This window comes from Photorhabdus hainanensis (assembly GCF_018448965.1).
Classification (GTDB): domain Bacteria; phylum Pseudomonadota; class Gammaproteobacteria; order Enterobacterales; family Enterobacteriaceae; genus Photorhabdus; species Photorhabdus akhurstii.
Map to the genome: position 1 here is coordinate 14,554 of NZ_RCWD01000025.1, position 26,048 is coordinate 40,601.

Annotated in this window: 23 protein-coding genes; 11 read left to right on the forward strand and 12 right to left on the reverse strand. The window is 39.4% G+C overall.

Going from position 1 to position 26,048, the window contains the following annotated elements; translation table 11 throughout:
* Positions 1-28: 28 nt before the first annotated feature.
* Positions 29-1,861: an excinuclease ABC subunit UvrC gene (gene uvrC, locus EAE92_RS15580; RefSeq protein ID WP_214068727.1), complete on the reverse strand. Its 1,833-nt coding sequence runs from the start codon at positions 1,859-1,861 to the stop codon at positions 29-31.
* The gene (gene uvrY / locus EAE92_RS15585; RefSeq protein ID WP_214068772.1) at positions 1,845-2,510 is read right to left on the reverse strand and encodes a UvrY/SirA/GacA family response regulator transcription factor; all 666 of its coding nucleotides are present in this window, start codon (positions 2,508-2,510) and stop codon (positions 1,845-1,847) included. The genes uvrC and uvrY overlap by 17 nt, the downstream gene beginning before the upstream one ends.
* Positions 2,511-2,944: 434 nt before the next feature.
* Between uvrY and EAE92_RS15590 the strand changes: the two genes are divergently transcribed.
* The 9 genes from EAE92_RS15590 (at position 2,945) to phoH (ending at position 12,127) form a co-directional block, all read left to right on the forward strand.
* Positions 2,945-3,169 (forward strand): DUF2594 family protein, encoded by a 225-nt coding sequence (locus EAE92_RS15590; RefSeq protein WP_214068728.1) that lies wholly within the window; start codon positions 2,945-2,947, stop codon positions 3,167-3,169.
* Between the two features lie 564 nt (positions 3,170-3,733).
* Positions 3,734-4,162, forward strand: a complete 429-nt coding sequence (locus EAE92_RS15595; RefSeq protein WP_214068729.1) for a universal stress protein — start codon at positions 3,734-3,736, stop codon at positions 4,160-4,162.
* A 431-nt stretch (positions 4,163-4,593) separates the two neighbouring features.
* Positions 4,594-5,031: a universal stress protein gene (locus EAE92_RS15600; RefSeq protein ID WP_214068730.1), complete on the forward strand. Its 438-nt coding sequence runs from the start codon at positions 4,594-4,596 to the stop codon at positions 5,029-5,031.
* A 366-nt stretch (positions 5,032-5,397) separates the two neighbouring features.
* The gene (gene aqpZ, locus EAE92_RS15605) at positions 5,398-6,093 is read left to right on the forward strand and encodes an aquaporin Z (RefSeq protein WP_214068731.1); all 696 of its coding nucleotides are present in this window, start codon (positions 5,398-5,400) and stop codon (positions 6,091-6,093) included.
* A gap of 369 nt (positions 6,094-6,462) precedes the next feature.
* A complete protein-coding gene (locus EAE92_RS15610; RefSeq protein ID WP_214068732.1) occupies positions 6,463-7,182 on the forward strand; it encodes a phage tail protein in 720 nt (239 codons plus the stop codon).
* 21 nt (positions 7,183-7,203) lie between these two features.
* Positions 7,204-7,830 carry a tail fiber assembly protein gene (locus tag EAE92_RS15615; RefSeq protein ID WP_214068733.1) on the forward strand — a complete coding sequence of 209 codons (627 nt, stop codon included), beginning with the start codon at positions 7,204-7,206 and terminating at the stop codon, positions 7,828-7,830.
* A gap of 284 nt (positions 7,831-8,114) precedes the next feature.
* The gene (locus EAE92_RS15620; RefSeq protein WP_214068734.1) at positions 8,115-9,410 is read left to right on the forward strand and encodes a phage tail protein; all 1,296 of its coding nucleotides are present in this window, start codon (positions 8,115-8,117) and stop codon (positions 9,408-9,410) included.
* Between the two features lie 364 nt (positions 9,411-9,774).
* Positions 9,775-10,773, forward strand: coding sequence for an endonuclease (locus tag EAE92_RS15625; protein WP_214068735.1), 999 nt, complete (start codon positions 9,775-9,777; stop codon positions 10,771-10,773).
* A gap of 562 nt (positions 10,774-11,335) precedes the next feature.
* Positions 11,336-12,127, forward strand: a complete 792-nt coding sequence (phoH, locus tag EAE92_RS15630; protein WP_214068736.1) for a phosphate starvation-inducible protein PhoH — start codon at positions 11,336-11,338, stop codon at positions 12,125-12,127.
* A gap of 374 nt (positions 12,128-12,501) precedes the next feature.
* Here the strand turns inward: phoH and EAE92_RS15635 are convergent, their stop codons facing one another.
* The 7 genes from EAE92_RS15635 to EAE92_RS15665 all read right to left on the reverse strand — a co-directional run bounded on the left by EAE92_RS15635 (position 12,502) and on the right by EAE92_RS15665 (position 18,620).
* Complete coding sequence (locus EAE92_RS15635; protein WP_088776107.1) at positions 12,502-12,843, reverse strand: addiction module antidote protein; 342 nt, start codon at positions 12,841-12,843, stop codon at positions 12,502-12,504.
* Between the two features lie 7 nt (positions 12,844-12,850).
* The gene (locus EAE92_RS15640) at positions 12,851-13,192 is read right to left on the reverse strand and encodes a type II toxin-antitoxin system RelE/ParE family toxin (protein WP_036814197.1); all 342 of its coding nucleotides are present in this window, start codon (positions 13,190-13,192) and stop codon (positions 12,851-12,853) included.
* 685 nt (positions 13,193-13,877) lie between these two features.
* Entirely contained in the window at positions 13,878-14,711 is an 834-nt protein-coding gene (locus tag EAE92_RS15645) for a siderophore-interacting protein (RefSeq protein ID WP_214068737.1), read from the reverse strand.
* A gap of 138 nt (positions 14,712-14,849) precedes the next feature.
* Positions 14,850-15,938 carry a histidine kinase gene (locus tag EAE92_RS15650; RefSeq protein WP_246545239.1) on the reverse strand — a complete coding sequence of 363 codons (1,089 nt, stop codon included), beginning with the start codon at positions 15,936-15,938 and terminating at the stop codon, positions 14,850-14,852.
* Positions 15,939-16,146: 208 nt separating this feature from the next.
* Positions 16,147-16,305, reverse strand: coding sequence for a DUF2474 domain-containing protein (locus EAE92_RS15655; RefSeq protein WP_214068739.1), 159 nt, complete (start codon positions 16,303-16,305; stop codon positions 16,147-16,149).
* On the reverse strand, positions 16,286-17,293 hold the full coding sequence (gene cydB, locus EAE92_RS15660; protein ID WP_214068740.1) for a cytochrome d ubiquinol oxidase subunit II: 1,008 nt from the start codon (positions 17,291-17,293) through the stop codon (positions 16,286-16,288). Before cydB ends, EAE92_RS15655 begins: the two co-directional genes overlap by 20 nt.
* A complete protein-coding gene (locus EAE92_RS15665) occupies positions 17,283-18,620 on the reverse strand; it encodes a cytochrome ubiquinol oxidase subunit I (RefSeq protein ID WP_036814203.1) in 1,338 nt (445 codons plus the stop codon). Before EAE92_RS15665 ends, cydB begins: the two co-directional genes overlap by 11 nt.
* Before the next feature lie 131 nt (positions 18,621-18,751).
* Between EAE92_RS15665 and EAE92_RS15670 the strand changes: the two genes are divergently transcribed.
* The gene (locus tag EAE92_RS15670) at positions 18,752-20,173 is read left to right on the forward strand and encodes an aminotransferase-like domain-containing protein (protein ID WP_214068741.1); all 1,422 of its coding nucleotides are present in this window, start codon (positions 18,752-18,754) and stop codon (positions 20,171-20,173) included.
* A 37-nt stretch (positions 20,174-20,210) separates the two neighbouring features.
* Entirely contained in the window at positions 20,211-20,411 is a 201-nt protein-coding gene (locus EAE92_RS15675) for an AbrB/MazE/SpoVT family DNA-binding domain-containing protein (protein ID WP_046395195.1), read from the forward strand.
* A gap of 125 nt (positions 20,412-20,536) precedes the next feature.
* Here the strand turns inward: EAE92_RS15675 and EAE92_RS15680 are convergent, their stop codons facing one another.
* From EAE92_RS15680 to EAE92_RS15690, 3 genes are all read right to left on the reverse strand, one after another.
* Positions 20,537-21,379 carry a hypothetical protein gene (locus EAE92_RS15680; protein WP_214068742.1) on the reverse strand — a complete coding sequence of 281 codons (843 nt, stop codon included), beginning with the start codon at positions 21,377-21,379 and terminating at the stop codon, positions 20,537-20,539.
* Positions 21,380-21,797: 418 nt separating this feature from the next.
* The gene (locus EAE92_RS15685) at positions 21,798-22,604 is read right to left on the reverse strand and encodes a hypothetical protein (protein WP_214068743.1); all 807 of its coding nucleotides are present in this window, start codon (positions 22,602-22,604) and stop codon (positions 21,798-21,800) included.
* A gap of 707 nt (positions 22,605-23,311) precedes the next feature.
* Positions 23,312-26,002: an AAA domain-containing protein gene (locus tag EAE92_RS15690; protein WP_214068744.1), complete on the reverse strand. Its 2,691-nt coding sequence runs from the start codon at positions 26,000-26,002 to the stop codon at positions 23,312-23,314.
* Between the last annotated feature and the right edge of the window lie 46 nt (positions 26,003-26,048).

The following is a 26,048-nucleotide window of genomic DNA, read 5'->3' on the forward strand; positions in this document are numbered from 1 at the left end:
AATTTATAAGTATGGTGCATCAATGTACTTAGTGTTTCAATGCATTATAAATTTTTTCTGCTAATGCATAGGAAATAGTCGGTACTTTTGCGATCTCTTCGACACTTGCGTTGCGTAAAGGCTGCAAACCTCCCATATATTTCAGTAACATTTGTCGGCGTTTGGGGCCGACTCCTTCAATAGATTCCAGTGTACTGGTGTTTCTAACTTTAGCTCTGCGCTGGCGGTGCCCGGTTATTGCATGATTATGTGATTCGTCACGAATATGTTGAATTACATGCAGGGCGGGAGAGTCCGGCGGTAATGCGACACCTTTATCCTCCGTCGCGAAAAATAGTGTTTCAAGCCCAGCTTTGCGATCACTGCCTTTGGCAACGCCTATCAATTGAGGGCGCGTTTTATCCCATCCAACATCAAGAGATTGAAAGACATCTATTGCCTGAGCTAATTGCCCTTTACCTCCATCGATGAAAATAATGTCGGGAATTTTTGACTCATCTAATGCCTTTCCATATCGACGGCGTAATACTTGATTCATGGCGGCGTAATCATCACCGGGAGTGATACCACTGATATTATAGCGCCGATATTCAGAACGTAGTGGGCCATTGCTATCAAAAACGACACAGGATGCAACAGTTTGTTCCCCCATAGTGTGACTAATATCAAAACATTCCATTCTCTGAATTTTTGCCAGCTTAACCAATTTGGCGAGAGAGTCTAATCTTTGATGAATGGTTGATTGTTGCGATAAGCGGGTAGTTAGGGCGGTGGTTGCATTTGTGCGAGCAAGTTTCAGATAACGGGCTTTGTCTCCACGAGGGCGGGTTTGAATATGAATTTTCCGCCCGGATATTTCAGATAAAGAATCAGACAAAATATCTTTTTCCGGCAGAGTAAAATCCAGCAAAATTTCTGAGGGCAAAGTCCGATTCTGGCTGCCCTGTAAATAAAATTGGCCAAGGAATGTTTGTACAATCTCATCAAGCTTTGTCCCTGTCGGGACTTTAGGGTAATAACTCCGGCTGCCCAGTACTTTGCCTTGACGTATAAACAGTACGTGTAGACAAGCCATACCCGCTTCAAAGGCAACACTGATAACATCCAGGTCATCGTCTGTTCCTGAAACAAATTGTCTTTCAGTGACCTGACGAACGGCCTGGATTTGATCACGGTATCTCGCAGCATCTTCAAATTTCAGTTGCTGGCTGGCTTGTTCCATTCGGTTAATTAATCTGGTTAAAACTTGCTGATCTTTGCCTGAAAGGAACAGACGAATATAATCAACTTGTTGCTGATACTCTTCTTCACTTACCAGCCCGTTAACGCAAGGCCCAAGGCAGCGGCCAATTTGATATTGCAGGCATGGCCGCGAGCGATTGCGGTAGACACTATCCTCACATTGTCGGATAGGAAAAAGTTTTTGCAGTAAGATTAATGATTCTCGTACTGCATGAGTATTTGGAAACGGGCCGAAATATTCACCTTTAGAATGTTTAGCTCCCCGATGCATTGCCAGCCGTGGGTGTTTATCCGCGCTGAGAAAAATGTAAGGGTAGGATTTGTCATCTCGCAGTAAAACGTTATAGCGGGGCTGATAGAGCTTAATGTAATTATGCTCCAATAGCAGTGCTTCTGTTTCGGTATGCGTGACAGTGACATCTATTTGAACAATATTTTTAACCAGAGATTCGGTTTTACGACTGGCGACCTGCGCACGAAAGTAACTGGCAAGCCTTTTTTTTAAATCTTTGGCTTTACCAACATAAATAACCGTGCCTGAGGCGTCATACATACGATAAACACCAGGCTGACTGGTTACTGTTTGTAAAAATGTTTTTGAATCAAATTGTTCCGTCACTATTTAATAGACTCTCTGTGTCGAATAGCCCATAACGTATTGCCATATGCGTTAATTCTACATCACCGCTGATATTGAGTTTACTAAACATTCGGTAGCGATAGCTATTGACGGTTTTTGGGCTAAGATTAAGTTGTTCGGAGATATCACTCACTTTTTGTCCTTTCGTGATCATCAACATAATCTGTAATTCACGATCAGACAGACAACTTAATGGATTGTCTTGCTGTGGACTAATTTGGCTAAGGGCCATTTGTTGAGCAATATCGGGAGCGATATAGCGCTGGCCGGCGTTAACCGCGCGGATTGCATTAATCATGTCCTGAGGGGTGGAAGCCTTACTGAGATATCCTCTGGCGCCGGCCTGCATCACCTTCATTGGCAAAGGATTTTCAGTATAGATAGTCAACATGATGACTCGGACATCGGGACAATAACGTAGGATTCTTTTTGTTGCCTCCAGGCCGCCCATGCCTGGCATGTTCATATCCATTAACACGATATCTACTTTATTAGCCCGGCACCACTTTATCGCTTCTTCACCACAGTTAGCTTCTCCTGTTACTGTTATCCCTTTTACGTCATCAAGAATACGCTTTACACCAACCCTGATCAGCTCGTGATCATCGACTAACAAAACATTTATCAAAAAAGTATCTCCAACTGGCTCTATGCTCATACATGAGCTTCATTGACATTGCTTGTGTGTTGAATTTGTTTCAAAAGAGTTAACTTCAATTGTCTATTTTTTGACTTTTAGTAAAGATTATATAAAACAATAGAATAGATAAATTATCATAAAAGTTCATCAGGAATGTGAAGATTATACTTATCTCTTCCAAAGACAAAAGAGAATTATTTTATACGATGATAAGTACTGTTTATTTGTAATAGGAACATTCTGTGTATTCTGATTATGATGAAATTAATAACTAAATAAATATTTATAAAATAAATGGTTTTAACAATAATTTAACGCTTTTTGACGTAGATCTATTTGGAAAATGTATAAAAATAGGGGATGAATTATGTGATATAATTATTATTTTCATAACGTAATTAATACGTAAACGAGTAACGACTATGAATAAAATCGCTTTAATTTCTTCATCCGATACTGAAACTTTGGCAACAGAGGTGACATGTTTGAAAGTTCTGTTGGCTTCTATTCTTAAAACTATGGGGCAAGCCCATGCAGGAAAAGTTGTACTGAATTTGGAACATGTTATTGCAGAAATGGGAGATGAAAAACAGGCTAAGATATTTGAAAATACGGTTCAGCAAATAAAAGCGTTATATCGGCAGTGAGGTAGGTCTCAGGGGTTAATGTTATTACCCCTGTACTCTCCACTTTTGCTACGTGTTGAAATGACCAACGTTATTTCATAATATTTTTTTGGAAAAATATATTATTATATGCATTAAATGATCATAAGTGTATGAAACTAAAGATGTAAGGTGAATAAATTAAAAGCGACATTAATTCTCTGGTTATAGAGAAAAGTGAGGAAAGGAAAATAATTTGTAAAAAATCTTTAATTTATAATTTTTGCTTTATCGTTATATACAGAATGATATATTGAAAAAAGGTATCAGTTAACTTTTTCTTTTGCAAATAGGTAATGTAATCAACATTGATGACAAACAGTAGTAGATTCATTATTATGGCAATGATGGGTTTTTACTTTTATAAATGTTAATTCTATATGAGTGGTATTAGTAATATCTTTATATCAATATGAAATATAAGTGATTTTCTTGATTTTTATCATTGTGTTTATATAGTTGAATAACTCATAGTAATTAACAGGATATAGAGTATACTAAATAATGTAGTAGTCTGGTTTGGTATGTAAATATAGGAGCGTGCGTATGTACAAAACTATTTTAGTACCGGTAGATATTTCAGAAGATGAACTAACGAGTAAAGCTGTTAAGCATGCACTGTCTTTGGCGAAAAAAACAGGTGCGAGGCTTCATATTCTTCATGTACTGCCAATTTCATCAGCAATTGTTAATGCATATTCGTTGGGATATGATGAAATTAAGGATAAAGCGACAATTAAAGCCGAAGATGATTTGAGAACGCTGCTTGATACCATCGATTTTCCTGATGACAGGTTATCCTATTCCATTGCATTTGGGTCGCCAAGAGATGAAATAACAGCGGCAGCGACAGAAATTAATGCTGATCTTATTGTTATTGGCTCTAGAAGGCCCAATATTACAACGCATTTGCTAGGATCTAATGCATCTGGTGTTGTTAAATATTCGACAACATCTGTTTTGGTTATTAGGTAAGGTGATTAAAACGTAATGGGAGAGATTGGCTAGCCATCTTCGGATGGCTTGCTAGATAACTTATCCGGTAAATATTTTATTGCGATGTATGGGGTATTTTTGGAAAGTGTGTTCTTTATTACCTTGGGACTTGTTGTAACGCCTTTCATTCATCGAATATTGCATAAGTGGCATCTTGACTCTGAGTGATTGAAAATAGAGCTATACTGTAATTTATTTGATTTAGTTAAACAACTCACAACAAATAATGGAATATTTTATACCCTATGGATTTCAAGATGTATCGCGACGGCAAAGGAGTGAATCCCCGGGAGCATAGGTAACTATGTGACCGAGGTGAGCGAGTGCAGCCAACAAAGAGGCAACTTGAAAGATGACGGGTATATACTCATTGAAGTAGTTAGGTTTGGTATATAAATATAGGAGTGCATATGTACAAAACGATTTTAGTACCGGTGGATATTTCAGAAGATGAATTGACCGATAAAGCGATTGCACATGCAGAGTATTTGGCGAAGTTATCTGATGCTAATATACATCTTTTCCATGCCGTTCCTGATATATCAAGATTTTCAATTAGTTATAGTTACCAATATGATTTGCTCAACTCTTTTGCCAAGAAATCTATTGCAAGATCAGAAGAGGAATTGGCAAAAGTGGCTGAGAAAATAGACTTGCCAAAAGAGCGAGTCTCTTTCTCCGTAGCCTTTGGATCACCGAGGGATAAAGTATTATCGACGGCAGATGAGATTAAAGCAGATTTAATTGTTATTGGTTCCCGGCGACCTAATATTTCCACCCATTTATTAGGTTCAAACGCTTCAGGGATTGTCGGATATGCAAATATTTCAGTTTTGGTAGTCAGATGAATGACTTGTTCAGCAGTGAGAAAAACAGTTTTCACATAGTACTCATTGCTTAATAGGTATTATGTTATTCAATACTGACGTGATAATCCGGTGCAGGTATTTTGCATCGGATTTTTCTATTGTTAAAACAGAATATTGAACTTATTTTGGCGATAATTGATTTTAAGTTATCCATTTTTCACCGAAAAGTTGATCTGTACAGGATAGATGTTGCTTTAAATCACGGTTTGAAGTGAATATCAGGCAAAGATATCACAAGAATCAGTGGCTTATACGGTTATAGTAAAAATAAGCATGATTTTAATTTATTGGCTATAGTTAATTTCAGCAAGGTGACTCGTTTTGATAACTGGATGAGGACAAAACATGTTAAGAAAATTAGCGGCTGAATTGCTTGGAACTTTTGTTCTGGTTTTTGGGGGATGTGGTAGTGTTGTATTCTCTGCTGCGTTTCCTGAATTAGGGATTGGTTTTGTCGGTGTATCTTTGGCATTTGGTTTAACCGTATTAACGATGATATATGCTGTTGGGCATATTTCTGGCGGGCATTTTAACCCCGCTGTAACAATTGGTCTTTGGGCTGGTGGTCGTTTCAAGGCAGTAGAAATTATTCCTTACATTATTTCTCAAGTTATCGGTGGTATTCTTGCCGCGGCAGTATTATATGTTATTGCCAGTGGGCAGGCGGGTTTTGATGCGACCGCGAGTGGCTTTGCATCAAATGGTTTTGGTGAGCATTCACCGGGTGGATTTTCACTACAATCTGCTATTGTGGCCGAAATTGTTTTAACGGCTATTTTCTTAATTGTCATTATTGGCGTGACAGATAGACGAGCACCTCCGGGTTTTGCGCCATTAGCAATCGGCTTGGCGCTGGTTTTAATTAATTTGATTAGCATTCCTATTACCAACACATCAGTCAATCCAGCACGAAGCACAGCTGTTGCTATATTCCAGAATACCTGGGCTTTAGAGCAGTTATGGTTCTTCTGGGTGATGCCGATTATTGGTGGAATTATTGGTGGAGGAATCTACAGGTTACTGTTTGCTGAAAAACAATAATTTTTACTGGTGAGTTACCTTGCTTAAGGCCACGCTGTAGTGTGGTCTTTTTTGTCATTGTTATTTTTTCGTCTGTTTTAATAAAGGCAGGAAACATTATCATGAAAATTTGCAGTTATAAATGGCAAAGATAAGGTAACAGATGACAAATGCAAATAAATCTGGATGTATTTTATTGCAATGTGTTGGAGTGTTGGATGATTTATTACTGCCAATTATATAAAAATAATTAACCCTATAAGTTATAAAATAAATTTCATTATTCTTTTCCTGAACTAGACTATAATTAGCGTCAATTGATAGAGGCTATCTGTACGATTATTTAATATATTGATTACTGAGTGATATTATTGAATTTAAGAGGAGTATATGAGCCAGAAAAATGATTTTAAAGCCTTTTCTGTTAGTGATAATGCTAATGTAGTCAGCCAAGAAAAATATGAAGAAAGTCAGAATTTAAAGACGGGATTTCCTCCCGAGAATGTTTCTACTCATGTATTGAATAAGGTATTACGTCAATCCTCAACAATAGCATCTGTCGTGGCTAATTTTATTGCGACACAATCTGGTGAGGATGTTTTGGATGATGGTGATATAGCTAAACTTACTGTGCGATTTAATAGGGCTTTAGATAAAGCTTTAGAGCAAAAAGTTTCAAGTATTTCCAGCCCCCCCGTTGGCTCGCCTATTCCCTGGCCGTTGCCTCATCCACCTTCCGGTTATTTCACTTGTAATGGCTCCGCTTTTAGTCGGTCACAATATCCGAAGTTAGCAGAAGCTTATCCTGACGGTAGATTACCTGATTTAAGAGGCGAGTTTATTCGTGGTTGGGATGATGGGCGTGGTGTTGATAGCGGTCGTGTTATTTTAAGTGCGCAGACTGACAACACAAAAAGAATACAACTAACGAAAGGTCTTCCTGATGATAGATTTCTTTCTAGTTATCAAGGCCCTTTCGATAAATACCAGTTCCCGTTGGGGCGTGATGTACTTGATAGCGCTACGGCTACATCTATTGCTAACAATACAAGCGGCTATGAAACCCGCCCCCGCAATATCGCATTTAACTATATCGTAAAAGCAGAATAATATTGTAAAGGCAGAATAATAATGACACAAGAAAATATCTTAGATACTGAAACCGCTGTATTAGGTGAAGACGGATTAGCAATTCAAGCCGGCTGGATAAAAGTTTATCATGTTAATCCCTATTCGAGAGAATTCTCTGGCTCTGATTTCGAATATGTTGCGGAAGGTGTAGGTGTGTCAGCGCACTCTTATTTAGACGCACCAGACCTGCCCGATTCTGATGATATGGCTGTGCGTCGCAGTGAGGACGGAAGTTATTGGGAAATTGTTCCTGACCACCGTGGAAAAATAGCTTACAACACGCAAGCGGGTGCACAGGAAGAAGTGACGGCACTGGGTGAATTACCAGAGATATTAACATTCGAGCAACCGTCCACCAATTTTGATCAATGGGATGGTGAAAAATGGGTAACGGACTTTGAAGCTCAAAAAGTCAGTCAAATTGAACAGGCAGAACAACAACGTGCTATTTTCCGTCGGCAAGCCGATGAAGCCATCACTGTATTGCAATATGCGGTTGAAACTGAAATGGCATCGGAAGCGGAAAATGCGCTATTGTTAGATTGGAAAAAGTATTTGGTGTTACTGCGTCGGGTTGATGTTTCATCGGCACCAGACATTAATTGGCCTGAACAGCCGCAAGAATAATATCATTAAAGTCTTATAGCCCTTAGATATTAACAAAGCACTGGTTTTTAATCAGTGCTTTGATTAAGGAAGTTCGTATAAAAGTCCATATAACTATGAACTCTGATTTGTAAAATTGATTTAATTGTCGATTTTAAATTTATTTTCGATAAAAGTTGAAGGAGGGCAGGTCAGAAAGAATATTTTCAGAAGTTTAATATAAGAGGTCTGAATATGTTTTTCTGATGGGAAATTATGTTTCCATTTTGACTATAAGCGAACATTATTTAATTTGGGGAAGGTATATGAGTAAAAATGATTTTAAAGCTTTTGCTATTGGTAATGGCGCTAATGTGCCCAGTCAACAAGACTATGAAATAAATCCGAATTTACCGCGTGGGTTTCCAGACAGGCAGTACATTGATAATCACATATTAAATAAGATATTACGTCAAGCGTCAACAATAACATCGGTTGTAGCTGATTTTATTGCGACACAATCTGGTGAGGATGTTTTAGATGATGGTAATGTAGCTAAACTCACCGCACAGTTAAATAAAGCTCTAGAACATAAAGCTATAACAGGAATTCCCAATGCTTCACTAACACAAAAAGGTATTGTTCAACTTACCGATGTAATTGGTGATAGTGATACATTGGCAGTGACGCAAAAGTTGATTAAGGAAGTAGTTAATTCATTACTGGGAAGTATTAATACTAAGGTACCTGATAGCCGGAAAATAAACGGCAAGGCGTTGACTGGAGATATTAATTTGACTGCGGGGGATGTAGGCGCAGTATCAATTAATGATGCAATGCATTCAATGGGTTTTGCTCGTTTGTATGGATCGGAAAATCTATACGATGGTTGTGCCGGGTATGGGCCTAATTCGCCATTTCTTACTAAATATGGGCTGCCATCTGATTGGTATGGCGTTCAGTTAAGATTTAGTAATGTAAATGGTTTATCAAGTGAAGGCGTAGATGGTGTATGGAGCCACAGGCTGGTTTTCATGCATGAAGGCAGTACATATCGTACAGATAGCATAAATAGCGATAGCAAAAGACAAGTTACACGTAAGTTTTGGGACGATAAGAACGCTAAACCAGACGCCAATGGAAACCTCAAGGTAGCCTCCCCGATAATAGAAATCTACCCTGATGGCATATTCTCGACTAATGACGAATCCGAAGGTGCAGAAGTAATAAAAGAGGGAACCGGCATATATCATGTATTAAATATTCTGGGCTATAACGCTGATGGTGGTTGGGGGGTGAATGGGGGCATTTCCGTTCCCCGCGACAACAATAATCTCGAACTGATTTTTGTTGATGATCACGTTCAACCTGACGGCTCTATTATCATTGAGACTTTCCATCGTCAACATGCGCATTTACCGGAGAGATTTCAAAATTGGCGACTCAAATCTATTGATGACAATGGCAACAAGATCTTCTATCAAGATGGAGAGCCTTGTGATATTCCCGATTCCTGCCGCTTAGATATTCGGGTCCAAATGCCAGAAGATTCACTCTGGAACTTGAAACGAAAGAAGTTACAGGAAGAAATGGAGAGTACCAGCGCTTCTGGTAATAAATGATTCTGGTAGTAAATTGCAGTAAGAATGGGCCGTGTATCGGCCCTGTACTTTATTTGGACTTCAATATTGGAAGCTGACGTTGAGCGCCATTCCCTATTTTTTCATGCCAGTAGTGAGTGATATAACCGCTCGTTTTTAAAGCATATGGTTTATATATCGATCTCATCATACCCGATTAATCATTCCGCAATAATGGGATGACTATCCTCTTGTGATATCTCAATCTGTTCATTGAGTAGCCTTTCTTTTTAAAAGAGATGCTAAGATGAAATGCAAAGAAACAATATTTGTCTTATAGGTCGATTATGAGGCAACATAAAAGTGTAAAATCAGAATGATATTTTTGCATAAGTAGGGTTTATCATTGAAACGTAAAGTTATTTTTTTGGCAATTCATATTGGGTGTTTCAGCTTAATTGCTCCTTTATCTTCTTTTGCCGCTCCGACCACCTTTGAACAAGCTAAAGTTGAATTGCGTAAACGCATTTACCATGATCAATTTAAGTCAGGGGAAGGGACATTTTATTGTGGTTGCGATTGGCAATGGACAGGTAAGAGCGGTGGACGCGCAATTCTTTCCTCGTGTGGTTATCAAGTCAGGTCACAACAGAATCGAGCTGAACGAATTGAATGGGAACATATTGTTCCTGCCTGGGTTTTTGGTCATCAGCGACAATGTTGGCAAAATGGAGGGAGGAAGAATTGTGTCTCTTCCGATCCGGTTTTCAGGGCAATGGAATCCGATATGCATAATTTGGCCCCATCAATTGGCGAGGTTAATGGCGATCGTAGTAATTTTGGTTATGGAATGTTACCGAAAAATATGCCGAATGATTATGGTCGTTGTACCAGTAAAGTCGATTTTAAATCTCGTACATTCGAGCCTAGAAATGAAGTAAAAGGGCAGGTTGCGCGGATCAATTTTTATATGCATGATCGTTACAATCTTTCTATGTCCCGTCAACAACAGCAATTATTTATCGCTTGGGATCGTCAATATCCACCGAGTAAATGGGAACGGGAGAGAGATAATCGAATTGCCAGTGTTATGGGGCATCATAACCCTTTTGTTACCGGTGAACAGAAATGGCAATTGTGGCATAAAAACTCCGCCGCAGGCATTCCAAAAACTGAGCAGAGAACAGGGCAGAGAAATAGTCAGGCAGATATCCAGAGACAACGGGTATTACCTGATGCATCCTCTACAGGATTAATTAAAGGAAATAACAACAGCAAAATCTATCATTTCTTTCATTGTTCAGGTTATAAGGTGATTCAGGAGAAGAATACTGTCTATTTTAAAACAGAAACTGAAGCAAAAAATGCGGGTTTTCGATTGGCTGGAAACTGTAAGGGTACTTAACAAAACAGATAATTAACTATTTACTCTGTTGTCATCAATAATAATATTGTTGCCATCTGGTGGGGAAGAGCGCTTTTAGATAGTGACTTCTTTGTCGGATGGTAACTGAATGTATCAATACAATAGTAGCCAAATTAATAATGGCTACTATGATGTTAAGTAATTAGCTTATATTAATGAATACTTATCATTTTAAATATTAAGTCATATTATTCAATGAATTAAATTTATCGCAAAAATAAATAAGCGATACTGTCGATGATTTTTAATCAAGAGTTCCTGGCTTGTTTGCCATAACTTAGAAATTGTCATTATACTGTCATAATGATTCGTTAGTTTTCACTAGATAGAAATAATGGTGAGTAACGTTAATGATTGATATTCCGATGATATGCGAACCTGTGGGAGTATCAAAGTCATTAATATATGTGACGGTTCTACCATTGTTTTTCTATGGGGCTGAATAAGCGGACAGGAGGCGCCTATCTGTTTGAAATAACGTAGTTATTATATCGGTGATATGACACCGGATGGGTGAAAACAACGATAAGGTGATACTGCTATGAGTAGACAGAAAGCAGTGATTAAATCACGTCGAGAGGCAAAACGGATGATGAAAAGGGATTTGCGTCATCATCAATGTTATCAGGATGATAATGTAACCTCTCTGGTACAACTCGGTGGCGTAGAAGCTATTGGTATGGCACGTGATAACCGGGATATTTCGGAAATTTTGCCACGGACTGAAACGCAATGGCGTTATATGCGCGCAATAAACTATAAAAAATTGATTATTGCCAGTGGGGAGGCGGGCTGCGGTAAGACGTTTATCAGTGCCGCAATGGCTGCGGATGCGTTGATTAATAAGGAAATTGATAGAATCATCGTCACCCGCCCTGTATTACAGGCGGATGAAGATCTCGGTTTTTTGCCCGGAGATATGGCTGAAAAATTTGCGCCCTATTTCCGACCAGTTTATGACGTTTTATTAAAACGCATGGGAGCATCATTTCTGCAATATTGCTTACGGCCTGAAATTGGCAAAGTGGAAATTGCGCCTTTTGCCTATATGCGGGGTAGAACATTTGAAAACGCATTTGTGATTCTGGATGAAGCCCAGAATGTCACTGTTAATCAAATGAAAGTGTTTCTGACCCGGCTTGGGGAAAATGTTACTGTGATTGTAAATGGTGATATAAGTCAATGTGATTTACCGGTTGGAGTCGTATCAGGATTGCGTGACGCACTGAAAAGATTTTCAGATGATGAAATCGTCAGTGTTATCCATTTTAATCAAGAGGATTGCGTTCGTTCTCAACTGTGCCAGAAAACGTTATTGGCTTATTGTGAATAAATTGTGGAAATACGCCGTTGAGGGCTTTTGTAACAGCGCCTCACGGCGTAATCCTTGATTATTCCGCCTATTTTAAATCCTTTACCTTTATTGTTTAATTCTGGATATGGATAAACTGGTGATATGACCTTAGTGGCGCTACTTTATTTTCCAGTAATGTGGTTCGGAGCGCTTAAACAGGGGAGCTAAACGGGCGTGTAATGTATGCAGCTCCTGTGTCCACAGGGTCAACGGTATTTGCATCGAATCTTTCGCTATGTTGGCGTGAAAACTTGGCGTATTATTACACAACATCTACGGCTGTAGTACTAGGCCGATTTGTGGGGCTGAGGAATGAACCCCCCACAAATCGGCGCTAATAAACCAGCACCATATTAGGAATAGTGGACCGGGGTTAATCTAACTCCCGCTGCACGTGTTATTTCAGTAATAGTGCTCAATGTCGGGTTGCCATTAGCGGATAACGCGCGGTAAATATGCTGTCGGGCAAGACCGGATTTTTTGGCTATCTCACCAACGCCGCCACGAGCCTCAATGATCTGGCGTAATGCAATAAGGAACGCACCAACGCCACCCGGCTCGTAAATGTCTTCTAACGCCGTCTGTAAATAGATTTCAGCGTATGCAGGATCGGCGCGCAACTCTTCAATCATTGCAGTATCGTGATCGATTGAAGCTGGGATATTAGAGTCACCTGCTTCGCAGGCTACTTTCATTTTGATTTTATCTGTCATTTTTTATCCTCACATGAAAATCTTTAAGGTAATTAACGGCTTTGTCTATATCCGTTTGTTGTGAGCCTTTGTTGCCTCCGATGAGTAAGAGGATTATTTGTCCAGCTTCCATCGAATAATAAACGCGGTAGCCTTGCCCGTAATCAATTCGTAATGCCCAGACACCATCCCTTTCAAATTTGTGATCCCCGAAATTTCCGGCACATGCGCGGGATACTTGAGTGTCAACCTTAGCGGCAGCGCGGGGATCTTTTTTTCTAAGTTTTCTTATCCATTCAGTATAAGGAACTTTTTTGTTACCGTCCTGATAACGTAGTGTTGTATAAGGCATTCAGCTGCCCTCATCACAATGACTTATACTTATTGTCTCTTATAAGTTACATCTCATCAAGCATCCATCATGAATTTTTATATTTTATTCCCCGCAGCAGTTGACCGCGTGGCTTGACTGGAAGCTGAATTGGCGGTACTGCGTGAAATCGTGGGTGAACATGCCCGTTTGCTGACAGAAGAGAAGGTGCTGCTCGAGGAGGTGGTCCGCCTCTGATAAGTAAGCAGCTATCAGGAGAGACTTCTTTAGTTCCGGGTGGGATTCATACCCACTGAAAGACAGTACATTTTGTTGTCTGATGATATAGAGGGCTTGCACTGGATCACCCAACTCAAAAAGGCTCCAAAGGATTTCAGTTATACTGAGATCGTCAGAGGATCTGATCGGGTAAAGCAACTCGGTCCTATTTAACCTGAGGTTCCCTTCTCTTAAGCGAAGCTCAGATTGATTATTAAATCATCAGTAAATAGCAAGGAAAATTTTCATTTTTTTAATTCACGAAAAAATGAAAATTTGTAACAAAATGTTACAAACTCAAGAGAAATTGAATTATCGTCAATCGCATTTCTTCGATTTTAAAAACTTCGTTTTAAGTGATGTTGCGGATAATATCCGTATCGTTGATTCCCTCACCCACGAATTTTAGTAGGAGAGGGGATCAAGCGAATATAAATATACAAGGTTCTTAATCGTCGCTATCCATTACTTCATGACGCAGGACATGATAACCTTCCTCATCAAAGCCATGTCTCCAGTAAGGAATGGCATATAGCTGGTGGCGTTCATAGCCTTTTTCTCGGCGAATATAGCGACGAATTTCTTTTACCAGCTTATCTTCACCGGCAAGCCAGAAAGTGACATCTTCTGTTGGTAATGACCAGGATTTGAATTCAGATACGATTTTGTCAGTTATTTCAACATCACCGGTGATCCAGTGAACCGCTATTCCAGCCGGTTTTTTTAATTCCTGAATATCTTGCTCACTTTCGATACGAATAATGATCTGCCCGGTCGCGTCTGGTTTTACTGTTTCTAAGAGCGCGGCAATAGCAGGCAGGGAACTTGGGTCGCCAGCCATATAGTAGTGGCTGACTTTTGGTAGTAATGGATCTGGGCCGCCGGGGTTAGTGATACCGATCCAGTCACCGATTTTAGCGCTATAAGCAAATTCCACTGCCGGGCCGCCATTGTGGTGTAATGCAAACTCAATATCGATCTCTTTTTGTTCGGTGCGGATGGCGCGAACCGAGTAAGTACGGACAATGGGGCGCAGCCCGCTCGGTGGCCATATTGGGCCTTCTGGGGATAAAGTCGGTAATACCGGTTTGGTCTGCCCCGGAAGCGGTAAGAATATCTTTAGGTGCCCGCCTTCACATTCAGTGGGATAACTATCCAGACACTCGCTGGTAAAAGTAATGCTGCGCATATTAGGTGTTACGTCGAAAATATTTTTTACCTGAACAAGCCTCGGTGGTGCAGGACGGTAAATATTTTTTTCTTCAATTGTGCTATTAGTCACGTAAAATTCCTCTGGAAAATTTACCGAAGGTTATTGTCTGATAAAGCCAAAGTTAGTGTAACAGTAATTAGAGAAAATGATAATTATTATCATTCAACAAATTGCGTTGCTGTCGATAATGGAATTTATCCGCCTTTTTCAATCCAGTGAAAATTGAATTTCTACCTCTGTACCGCCATGTTTACGATTCTTTATCTGTAATTGTCCACCCAGGATAGAAACTCTATCTTGCATAATAGCCATGCCGAATTTGTTTTTATTAGCGGAGTCCAAATTGATACCCTGACCGTTATCACTAACAACTGTAATAATTTTGTCATCAATAGGGTAAATGCGGACACTGATCCAATTGGCGTCGGCATGCTTATAACAGTTGTTTAAACATTCCCTAATGATTTGTATCAAATGTTTGCTGTAACTGTCAGGAATGTGCTGATGTGTCAGGCGATAATTGAATTCAATGTTGAAGCCTAGACGGTGGTTAAATTCATTAATCAAGTCCTGTAAAGATTCTTGTAGATTACATTGAGGTTGTTCATTCCTGAAAGTTGCCAGTAATTCTCTTAGCTGTCGATAGGCAATATTCAACTCATCTTTAATCATATTCAGCGAGGTTAAACTTTGCTTGGGTAAATTATCACTGCCGATATATAGGCAATTAACTTGAATCTTAAGGAAAGAGAGGGATTGAGCAATGGAATCGTGGAGTTCACGGGAAATAGCGGCTCTTTCTGCGGCCAGCACACTCTGATGTTGGCATTGGAGCTGATTTTCCCGTAATAGTTTATTTGTCATTAAAGTTACCACATCCTGAACCAGACTTTTTTCATCGGGAGTAAGATCACTATTTCTGTGTGTTTTTATCCAGAGTGTTCCATAGTTATCAATATTGTCATCTAAATTCCATCTCGTAATAAGCGGCACGTCAAAATAGGGGCATTGATGAGGATTACGGAAGGAATATTCTTGTTGTGATGGGTAAAAGATGATTTTGGCTTCACAGAAAGGGATCAGGCGATTGAGGTGGGAAAAAATCTCCTGTAGCTTTTCAGGTAGCAGCTTACAATTTTGTAGTTTGAAATGGCTTTGACAGAGAAAATCCAAATAGCCATTTTTTTGTTTCAGGGCGTTAATTTCTGCTTTGTATCTTGCATGTTGCCATTCTTTAACAGGAACAGAGTTATGTACCACTTTTATCAGGAAGTAGACATTTGTAATACTTAACATTATCAATAACGGTAAAATCAAATCTGGAATCGACGGTTTATTAATCAACAATAGTATAAAAAGTAAAAATAAATTTATAATAGAGTTGATTACAAACAGTTTTTGATTTTTGAAGATGGTGTTATTTGAACTTGTTTTCATCAGGCTAAGATTCCGTTCTGCAATACTGATGAAAACTTTAGCTCAATTTATTAAATAGTGTTAATAATTACTTCAATTTCATACCGGCTGCTGTCATTAACAGGCGAAATAGTGTGGAAACAGCAAAAAGAGCCATCACACCGCATAACCAGATCATTGCCATCCAGCCTATTCGTTTCCATACAGAAGGGCGTGGCGTGTTTTGATTAATGGTAGCCTTGTTCATGATTAACTTTCCCTCGAAAAACGTAGTAGCTCCAATAGGTGTAAACCAGGATCACTGGGATGATAAGTAAAGCGCCGACCAGCATAAAACCTAAACTTTGTTGTGGCGCCGCCGCAGCTTCATAGCTAATTGCGGGTGGGATCAAGTTAGGCCAGATACTGATGCCTAATCCACTGTAGCCCAGGAAAATTAACAATAGCGCTGATAGAAACGGTGTGTAATGAGTCTGGCGTTTGATTGAATGTAGTAGTTTCCAGCCCGCCCAGACCACTAATAGTGGCACAGGGAGGAAGAACAACAGGTTAGGCAGACTGAACCAACGTTCAGCGATTGTTGGATGAATGAATGGCGTCCATAAGCTGACAATGGCGATAACTGTCAGCATCATAAAAATGAGCGGACGGGCGATACGGTACATCTCTTGTTGTAAGTGACCTTCGGTTTTCATAATTAGCCAGCCGCAGCCTAACAAGGCGTAAGCAACTACCAGCCCAAAACCACAAAATAGGGGGAAGGGTGAGAACCAATCAAAATAGCCGCCGGCATAAGCTCGGTTTTCCACCGGGAATCCTTGAATAAAGGCGCCCACCACCACACCTTGAACAAATGTCGCCATCACCGAGCCGCCGATAAAAGCTTTATCCCAGATATGACGATGCTCAGGCGCGCTTTTGAAACGAAATTCAAAGGCGACGCCACGAAAGATCAGACCGAATAACATTAATGTCAGGGGGATGGTTAACGCATCAAGTATAACGGCATAAGCCAAAGGGAAAGCACCGAATAAACCCGCGCCTCCAAGCACCAGCCAGGTTTCGTTGCCATCCCACACCGGCGCGACGCTGTTCATCATTAAATCACGATCCCTATCGCTTTTAATCGTGGGATAGAGCAACCCAATGCCAAGATCAAAACCATCCATGACAATGTACATCATGATGCTGAACACAATGATGATGAACCAGATTAACGGTAGATCAATACCCATTGTTTAACTCCTTTTTGGGACCTTTGCGGATAAGTTTCATCATATAGGCGTAACCCACACCAAATACCGAGCTGTAAACCGCGATGAAAAGCAACAAACTGATGCTCATATGGATTTCACCGTGTGCGGATACCGCATCTTTGGTGCGTAGCAGACCATAAACGACCCACGGTTGACGGCCGATTTCGGTAGTAAACCAACCGGCAAGAATGGCGATCAGGCCGGAAGGCGCCATCAAGAATATAAAACGCAGGAAGGCTTTTGACTGATAAAGTCGTTTTTTATAGCGCAACCAAAGCCCCCAAAAGCCAGCAACTATCATCAACATACCGAGGCCGACCATCACTCTGAATGACCAGAAAACCATAAGCGCGTTTGGTCTGTCTTCCGGTGGAAACTCCTTAAGAGCAGGAACCTGCTTATCTATACTGTGAGTCAGAATCAGACTGGCGAGATAAGGAATTTCGACGGCATAACGCGTCTCTTCCCGTTCCATATCCGGGATACCAAACAGGATCAGCGGAGTCGCTTCGCCGGGAAGATTTTCCCAGTGGCCTTCCATTGCCGCGACTTTGGCGGGTTGATGCTTGAGTGTGTTAAGACCGTGAGCATCCCCAATCAATGCCTGTAAAGGCGCAATAATCAGGATCATCCACATCGACATGGATAGCATTTTTTTCATTGCTGTCGAGTCATTGCCTTTTAATAAATGCCATGCCGCTGAAGCTGCAACAAAGAATGCCGAGGCGAGGAAGGCCGCAGTAGACATATGAGCCAGGCGATATGGAAAGGAGGGATTAAATATCACGGCCAGCCAATCGACGGGGACGACCTGATTATTGACAATTTCGTGACCTTGTGGGGTTTGCATCCAACTATTGGAGGCCAGTATCCAAAAAGTGGAGATCAAAGTACCTAGCGCAACCATAAGGGTGGCGAAGAAATGTAATTTTTCACCTACACGATTCCAGCCAAATAACATCACGCCGAGAAAGCCCGCTTCAAGAAAGAATGCGGTCAGTACTTCGTAAGTCAGTAACGGGCCGGTGATCGAACCAGCAAAATCAGAGAAAAAACTCCAGTTGGTGCCGAATTGGTAAGCCATAACCAGACCAGAAACCACGCCCATTCCGAAGTTAACGGCAAAAATTTTCGACCAGAAATGATATAGCACTTTGTAATCGGTATTCCGCGTTTTCAGCCATAATCCTTCCAGTACGGCTAAAAAGCTTGCCAACCCGATGGTAATCGCCGGAAAGATAATGTGAAACGAGACGGTAAACGCGAATTGAATTCTGGCCAGTTCCAAGGCGCTTAAACCAAACATGGTGACCTCTTATTTTTAGTTTGAATAAAGGCAGGAAATGTATACGGGTAAGTAAAGCATGAAAAAAATAACTATAATAGTGACAGTTTTCTGTATATTAACTATAACAGTTTGCGGAGAGGTCTGAATTGATGAAGCGTTATGAACAATTTGCCAGGCAAATTCTTCAACATATCGAAGATGGTACCTGGCTGGTGGGAGATAGATTACCTTCGCTGAGAGAGTCAGTGAAGTTATCAGGTTTGAGTTTGATGACCGTTGTTCAATCTTATCAATTATTAGAGAGTCAGGGATGGATCGTTTCTCGTCCTCAATCGGGTTATTACGTTGCTAAACGTTTGCAACCCTTTGCCGCCGCAAAAGGGGGAAAGCGATTACATTTAAGTGAAAGCGTGGAAATAAGCGCTTCTATTTTTGATGTATTACAGGCGTGTAAAGATCCTGCGATTATTCCGTTTGGTTCAGCATTCCCGGACCCATCCTTATTGATTCAACCTAAACTTTCCAAAGCGTTAGCGGCCGCTGCCAGGCGAATAGCGCCACATAGCGCTTTAGCCAATTTACCGCCGGGCAATGATAAGTTACGCCGTAATATATCGCGCCGTTATGCCATGCATGGTATTCATGTCTCTCCTGATGAAATTGTCATTACCGCTGGTGCGATGGAATCACTGAGTTTCAGTTTACAGTCGGTGACGGAGCCGGGTGATTGGGTGGTGATTGAATCACCGGCTTTTTACGGCGCTTTGCAGGCCATTGAACGTTTGCGTTTGAAAGCGGTAGCCATCAAAACTGATCCACAAAACGGTATTGATTTGGATGCGCTGGAGGAGGTGATTCAGAAATACCCGATAAAAGCTTGTTGGTTAATGACTCACTTTCAGAACCCGCTAGGGGGAACGATGTCCGCTGACAGTAAATTACGGCTGGTGAATATTCTGAACCGTAATCAGGTGGCGCTGATTGAAGATGATGTTTATGGTGAACTCTATTTCGAGCAGCAACGGCCTGTACCGGCGAAAGGGTTGGACAGCGAAAATAACTTTATGCATTGCTCCTCGTTTTCTAAATGTCTGGCGCCGGGATTTCGGGTAGGTTGGGTTGCGGCAGGAAAACATGCCAGGAAAATCCAACAGCTACAAATGATGAGTACCGTTTCTGCTAGCATGCCGACGCAATTGGCAATTGCTGATTATCTTGCGGAAGGGGGATATGACAACCACTTACGCCGCCTTCGTCGCACATTGGAGCAACGTCAACACCTGATGTTACGAGCGATTGGTGACTATATGCCTGCGTCAGTAAAAGTAAATTGCCCTAAAGGCGGCTATTTTCTCTGGTTGGAATTTGAGCCGCCGTTCAGTGCGCAGCGGCTTTATCAACTGGCACTGGCGGAAGGGATCAGCATTGCTCCGGGCAGTATGTTTTGTACCAGCGAACAGTTTAATCATGCTTTTCGTCTGAATGCCTCTTTTGATTGGGATCAGAAAATGGAACATGCTATGCAGACTTTAGGCAATATTTGTCATACATTATTGGCTGAAATAGTCTGATCTCAGGCTGATATTAATCTCTACCAAGGAGAATCTCGTGGAGAAAGCAACGGTATTTAAAAGTAACCGTTCTCAAGTAAGTAGTCCGACCTTCCAAAGTTGTGGTTTTCCCGAAGATGTGAAACAGGTTGATGTGGTTGGTGAATCTTGGGATAGTTGGTTTGATGGTCTTGGTGTTACGGCAGATTTCTTGATAGAACGTGACCAGCTTCCAGTGCAAGAACGTGAGGGATTCTGATACTGAGATACTATGCTTGATACCGGGTCAACGAAAAATAATTACTGTGGTTTATCGCGGATTCAATGAACTTTATGGTGTCCACGACGCTTTTGCAGACACCATTTTGGGGTTATTTCACCATATTATTCTATACAAAGCGCTCTTACATTACTTCCTTTCTTTCTTCGAGTGGTCATACTGTCAATCCAATCTTCTAATGATACCTTCTGTGCTTTCTCGAACGCGGGTCTTACATTTACCCATGATTCGTATCTTAGGTTATATTCTGCTTGTGGCAGGAAGTAATGAGATTTGAATTCGATAAGACCTTTATCATCTTCGTAAGCGACGATTGAAAACTCAGACCAATATAAGAAGAATGACACTCCGCCTCTTGGTGATGTAGCAAGAACACTTTGTACGAAATTGGATTGAGTTTGTCTTCTACCTGCATAGGATAATGCTGCGATAGCTAATTGTCTCAGCGGGGTTTTCATCTGCTCTTTCTCTTGACTAGATAATCCTAAGAAGTTTTCCAGGAAAGAGTTGATCAAAACATCTGCGTCATGGCTTTTTTGAATAACATTTTGTACGCTGCTTGACAGTAAAGAAAGGAATGGAACGCCGGATAATTCTGATGTAAATGAGAAGAAATTCTTTTTATTACCTTGGCCTTCAGGATCTAAAGGATTATAGCCGGAGACCGCACGGCACATATTAATAACAGTTTGCAAGCCTTCGGCAATGCTGAGTGGATTTCTAGATGATGTGGAAGAGTCTTTTGCAAGCTGTATATAATCTCCTGTAGCTGCGCCATTAGCCGGACTCTGTACATCAGAATAATCGCCAGCATCAGGAGAATCCATAATAATATTGCCTGAGCGTTCCCAATCGTTAAGGAGCCTTGTTCCTCCTTTTTCAATATGTTCTATCCATTCTTGGGCTTTTTTAACTGCATAATCAGGATTGTTTAAGGTATTTTCCATGATTTTTATCCTTAATAGATTTATTAAGTTAGGGATTGAATGTTAGGGTACTGTTGAAAATAGGGAACAATGTTTAACCCTATTATTAACAGTGAGATAAATCGATAATCATGTACTTAATATTACTGCTTTTTTAACTTGGTAATTTTACTTTAAATTTTTGTTAACGAATGTTAAATATATTTTTCGCAAACTAAGTATATCCATAAATGGATATTTTTCACTATCAAATATTAAGGGTATGTAATTTAACTTATTCCTCACGGATAAATGGTTGTTTATGTGATATTTTCATATATTGTATTTTTGTTGAGCTTAATAATTTTATTGAATAACTATAATGAGAATAATCCCAGAATATATTGGTAATGATGTCATTGATATAAATCAATTAATCTGCTTATAGAAAGTTGTCATTTTATGCTTTCGTTTTGGTTGTCATACAATCGATTAAATATTCTATGGTTATCTTATCTTCTTTCTCCAATACCGATCTTGTCATTTCCCATATTTTCTGGCTGAGATTATATTCTGCCTGGCAAAGATTATAATGAGATGTAAATTTAATCGTACCTTTGTTATCTACTTTCTTTATTGTCAATACAAAAGAATAGAGTAAAAGTGACACTCCATTTGGGGTTTTAGCCAGAGCATATTGTACTAGATTGGATTTTTTTTCCTTCTGATCGGCATATGATAAAGCGGTATCAATCAACTTTTTCAAATAAATCTTAATGGTAATTTTATCTTGAGGAGATAATCCTTGGAAGACTTTAATAAAAGAATCGATCAAGACATCTGTGTCATGGCTTTGTTGAGTAATCGTACTTTTGTCTGCCCATAGTAAAGAGAGAAAGGGAACCTTTTCTATTTCTTCGGTGAATGCTATGAATTTCTGAGCATTGCCATCACTTTCTGGTTCCAATGGGTCATAGCCTGATGCGACTCGACATAAATTGATGATAGTTTGCAGCCCCTCAGTGACACTGACTGGGTATTTATTTGATGTAGCTGATTTTTTCGCGAACAGTGTGTATGCATTTGTCGTTGCTACACTGGCTGGACTTTGTATATCAGAAAGATTCTCAATTTCGGAGAAGTGAGTAAAAATATTATCTGAATGTGGCTGTGTTTTAGAATATTTTTCTCCTCTGTGTTTAATGTATTCTATCCACTCTTGAACATCTTTAAATTTATGATCAAAATTTGTGAATATATCTCTCATAGTTGTTTTCCTTATATGGATTTATTAGATAAGTAATTGATTTTTATTTCTTACTCAACATAATTTCCAGATTCAGAAACGATAGTTTATTTTATATCAATAACAATCTTTTAATAATAGTGTAAAAATGTAATATGTAAAGTCTATTTCAATAAAATTTGTGCGGTTTTTATTGAATAATCTTACATTATACTATTCTGCTATTTATTTTTTATTTTATAATAATGCATTTTATTATTAATTATTTGTCGATTTGTTTTGATTCATATTTATTAGGTGAAAATAATTACAAGTGAAAATTACGATCAAATATATTAACTTATTGGTTGGAATTTTTGTTGTTGTATAGTTCATCTTATTTATTTTATTGCTCGATGAATGGCATTACATAAAGAATATAATGTGGATTTATTGTGTGGGTAATTATCGGTTATGTTTTTTGGAATGATTTTATTATTTATGCGAGTTGTCACTGTTGAACTTATATTTAATATCAGCATATCTTGGTGAAATATATGGTAATGATAAAACATTAAGATATTATATTAATTAATGGGAGTCGGTGATAAATAAAAACAACTCCAATTTTATCGATAATTTTAATAACCTTCTGAATCAACAGAAGGTTTTAAATTAAATTTGGATGAGTTCAAAAATGTATCTGGATACTGCGGATGTTTTCTCCACTTAGTAAGCAATATTTGCATTCAATCGGTTGTTATGAAGGAGTTGTCGAGGATTCCAGTTATAAAAGCAGCTATTTTACATTGAATATCGCTATCGATGGTTTTTAATCTTAATAAAGGAATGCCTGCTTTTATCAGAATGGCATTTTTTACATTGTCACGTTCAGACTGTTGAGCAGTATCATGATAATAACCATCCACCTCAATGACTCCCAAAGGAGATTTCCCCATTTTGAAGTAGAGAACAAAATCACAGCTGGCTCTATTTCTCATAAATTCCAATTCATGCGGAATAAATGTGTTGTTTTTCAGTGAAACCAGTTGAATCAGGTCAATCTGCTGATGATATTTAATTGAATTGAACCTTTCCTGAGCTAGGGTTTCGCGTAGCAGTTGGGCAACAATTTGTTCCGATTTGAATCTGGAATCACTTGTACGCAACTTGGCATTTAGTTTTTCTAATGATTTGTCATATTCGTCATAAAGCAGATCAAAGGCAGAAATGACAGGGCTATCATGAAGTTGTTTGGTATCTGCATAATATCTGATATAGCGAATCAAAGCAGCAATACTTTGGTTGTTCTTGGTAAATACATTATCCCCGGTCACCAGCGTAAATTTGTTTTTGGCACGGGATACAGCCACATTGATTAGATGCGGATCATCAACGAAAGAAATTTTCTTTTGGCTATCCCACTTCTTGTCTAAAACAGTGGAGAAAATAATCTCATTACACTCTCGCCCTTGGAATTTATGTGTTGTGGCCTTAATCATACCTTCCGGCAGGTGCTCCTGAGAAAGGTTGATCTGATTATTATAAGGAGCAATATAGCCTATATCATGGTTTGCTTCCCATCCGATTTTATTTAGCGACTCCAACTCTCGCAGGTTAGATAAGTTTCTGGTGTGATTTCCTTTGGCGGTGGTAATTAGTGATAATGCCTTTTCACCGTTGTCATGTGTCATCGGGATGAGTTGATTATCATAAAACTGTTTGTTGCAGAATTGAATGATTTTTGGATGGCATCGGTAGTGCTCTTTGAGTAAATTGATGGGGATATTATTCTGAAAAATCCCGATAAAAGAGTCCAGAAGGCTATATTTTACGCAGTCGTAAAATTCATCTGGTGGCGTAATTTGGAGTTTCACTGGGACATGTGGTAATTGTTTTCTATCCCCGACAATAATGATATTTCTAGCACAGCCGAGACCTAGAATACCTGGAATAATGTCCTGTTGTGAAGCTTCATCCATAATTACATAGTCGAGCAAAGCGCCTCTGGCGATAGAATTAATGATAGAGTGCGTACTGCTGTTAATAATAGGAAAGCGTCGTGTAAATTCACTAAATCTTTTACGATAATCTTGTGCACTGAAAGTAGACTGGTGGTGAATGTGCTGACGTAGATGGTTTTTAAGATACTTCATCGAACTATCTGTTAGATTGTTCAACAATTGTTTAAAATTGTGGTTCCGTAGCTCTTGCTTATACTTATCTAGTAGCTTTGTTTTTTGATGCAACATATTTTCATAATAGGAGAATTGTAGAGAATAAATGAACTCCTTACGTTTCTCCCAATCATTTAGAAATTTGGTACGTACTATTCTGAAGTTAAGTAAGAGCTGAATTCTGTTTGCAAAAGAAATACGCCGCATTGCAAGATAGTTTAAATAAGCAAGTAGGTCGGTTGTTTTTTGTGGTGGTAACTTATATTTCTCTAATATTTTTGGCTTTGTTGTTAAATTTTCATTTTGCCACTGCTTTAGATATTGTTTTTCGATGGATAATTCATCGATCTGTGCCTGTAGAAGTGCTACCTGATTTTGAGCTTTGAGATGCAATTTTAATTTGTTTAGTGTTGAATTAATAGCCTGAATATCAGTGGTATGCTCAATTTGTTCTGTAAGGGAGGATTGCCCGGTTTCAAAGAACAGATTTCTATTATCGGAACTCCCTAATTTGGCAACCAGATAACCTAGTCCCACTTTGGATAATTTTTCATATACATTCTCTACCGCAGAGTTGTTATTGGACAATATAGCCACTGTCTTTTGATTTAACAAAATATTGGCAATGATGTTTAATATGGTTTGCGTTTTCCCTGTTCCCGGTGGTCCCTCAATAATGCTGATCTGGGAGGAAAATGCGTGTTCAACAGCTTTTAACTGACTTTCATTTACTCCAAAGGGATAAATAAAATGTTGAGTCGGCTTCCGAGTTTGATTTTTACCAAAACAATAAGCATGTAGCGCCGTATCAGGATGGGGAGTGATTTTTTCCATTTGGCGTAGCACGTTCTCAGCAATGAGCTTGTCATTTCCTTTGGTATGGTTGATACGTGCTTTTGCCACAGCGATAAAATAGTCAAAAACCGCTTCATTCATGATGTTCGTTGCGGAAATAATCTCAATCTTATCCGTTTTCATGACATAAGGTTTGTTACTTCCGGGATAATAGATGACGGTAAACCTATTGCCGTAGGTTTCTGCACTTTCAATAGCCGTGATAATGGATTGACCATTTATTATTAGAAGATTTCCTTTCGTGGCTTTTGTGGGGATGACCGCACATCTTGTCATTGGCAGAGTATATTTTTTTCCGGAAGCAAAATAGCTGGTAAGCATCAGTTCATTGTTCTTGTCGTTATACCAAATTTTCCAGTCAGCTATCTGCTTGGTTTTGTCTTGTTTATCCATATAAACGGAAACCATGTCATATCGTCCATAAGAAATGTTTCATAATCCTTTAATATACTCA

Excerpts from the sequence above, each read along its gene's own strand:
- EAE92_RS15590 (WP_214068728.1), top strand. The coding sequence starts at position 2,945 with ATGAATAAAATCGCTTTAATTTCTTCATCCGATACTGAAACTTTGGCA.
- EAE92_RS15595 (WP_214068729.1), top strand. The coding sequence starts at position 3,734 with ATGTACAAAACTATTTTAGTACCGGTAGATATTTCAGAAGATGAACTA.
- EAE92_RS15600 (WP_214068730.1), top strand. The coding sequence starts at position 4,594 with ATGTACAAAACGATTTTAGTACCGGTGGATATTTCAGAAGATGAATTG.
- aqpZ (WP_214068731.1), top strand. The coding sequence starts at position 5,398 with ATGTTAAGAAAATTAGCGGCTGAATTGCTTGGAACTTTTGTTCTGGTT.
- EAE92_RS15610 (WP_214068732.1), top strand. The coding sequence starts at position 6,463 with ATGAGCCAGAAAAATGATTTTAAAGCCTTTTCTGTTAGTGATAATGCT.
- EAE92_RS15615 (WP_214068733.1), top strand. The coding sequence starts at position 7,204 with ATGACACAAGAAAATATCTTAGATACTGAAACCGCTGTATTAGGTGAA.
- EAE92_RS15620 (WP_214068734.1), top strand. The coding sequence starts at position 8,115 with ATGAGTAAAAATGATTTTAAAGCTTTTGCTATTGGTAATGGCGCTAAT.
- phoH (WP_214068736.1), top strand. The coding sequence starts at position 11,336 with ATGAGTAGACAGAAAGCAGTGATTAAATCACGTCGAGAGGCAAAACGG.
- EAE92_RS15635 (WP_088776107.1), bottom strand. The coding sequence starts at position 12,843 with ATGAAAGTAGCCTGCGAAGCAGGTGACTCTAATATCCCAGCTTCAATC.
- EAE92_RS15640 (WP_036814197.1), bottom strand. The coding sequence starts at position 13,192 with ATGCCTTATACAACACTACGTTATCAGGACGGTAACAAAAAAGTTCCT.
- EAE92_RS15650 (WP_246545239.1), bottom strand. The coding sequence starts at position 15,938 with ATGTTAAGTATTACAAATGTCTACTTCCTGATAAAAGTGGTACATAAC.
- EAE92_RS15655 (WP_214068739.1), bottom strand. The coding sequence starts at position 16,305 with ATGAACAAGGCTACCATTAATCAAAACACGCCACGCCCTTCTGTATGG.
- cydB (WP_214068740.1), bottom strand. The coding sequence starts at position 17,293 with ATGGGTATTGATCTACCGTTAATCTGGTTCATCATCATTGTGTTCAGC.
- EAE92_RS15665 (WP_036814203.1), bottom strand. The coding sequence starts at position 18,620 with ATGTTTGGTTTAAGCGCCTTGGAACTGGCCAGAATTCAATTCGCGTTT.
- EAE92_RS15670 (WP_214068741.1), top strand. The coding sequence starts at position 18,752 with ATGAAGCGTTATGAACAATTTGCCAGGCAAATTCTTCAACATATCGAA.
- EAE92_RS15680 (WP_214068742.1), bottom strand. The coding sequence starts at position 21,379 with ATGGAAAATACCTTAAACAATCCTGATTATGCAGTTAAAAAAGCCCAA.
- EAE92_RS15685 (WP_214068743.1), bottom strand. The coding sequence starts at position 22,604 with ATGAGAGATATATTCACAAATTTTGATCATAAATTTAAAGATGTTCAA.
- EAE92_RS15690 (WP_214068744.1), bottom strand. The coding sequence starts at position 26,002 with ATGGTTTCCGTTTATATGGATAAACAAGACAAAACCAAGCAGATAGCT.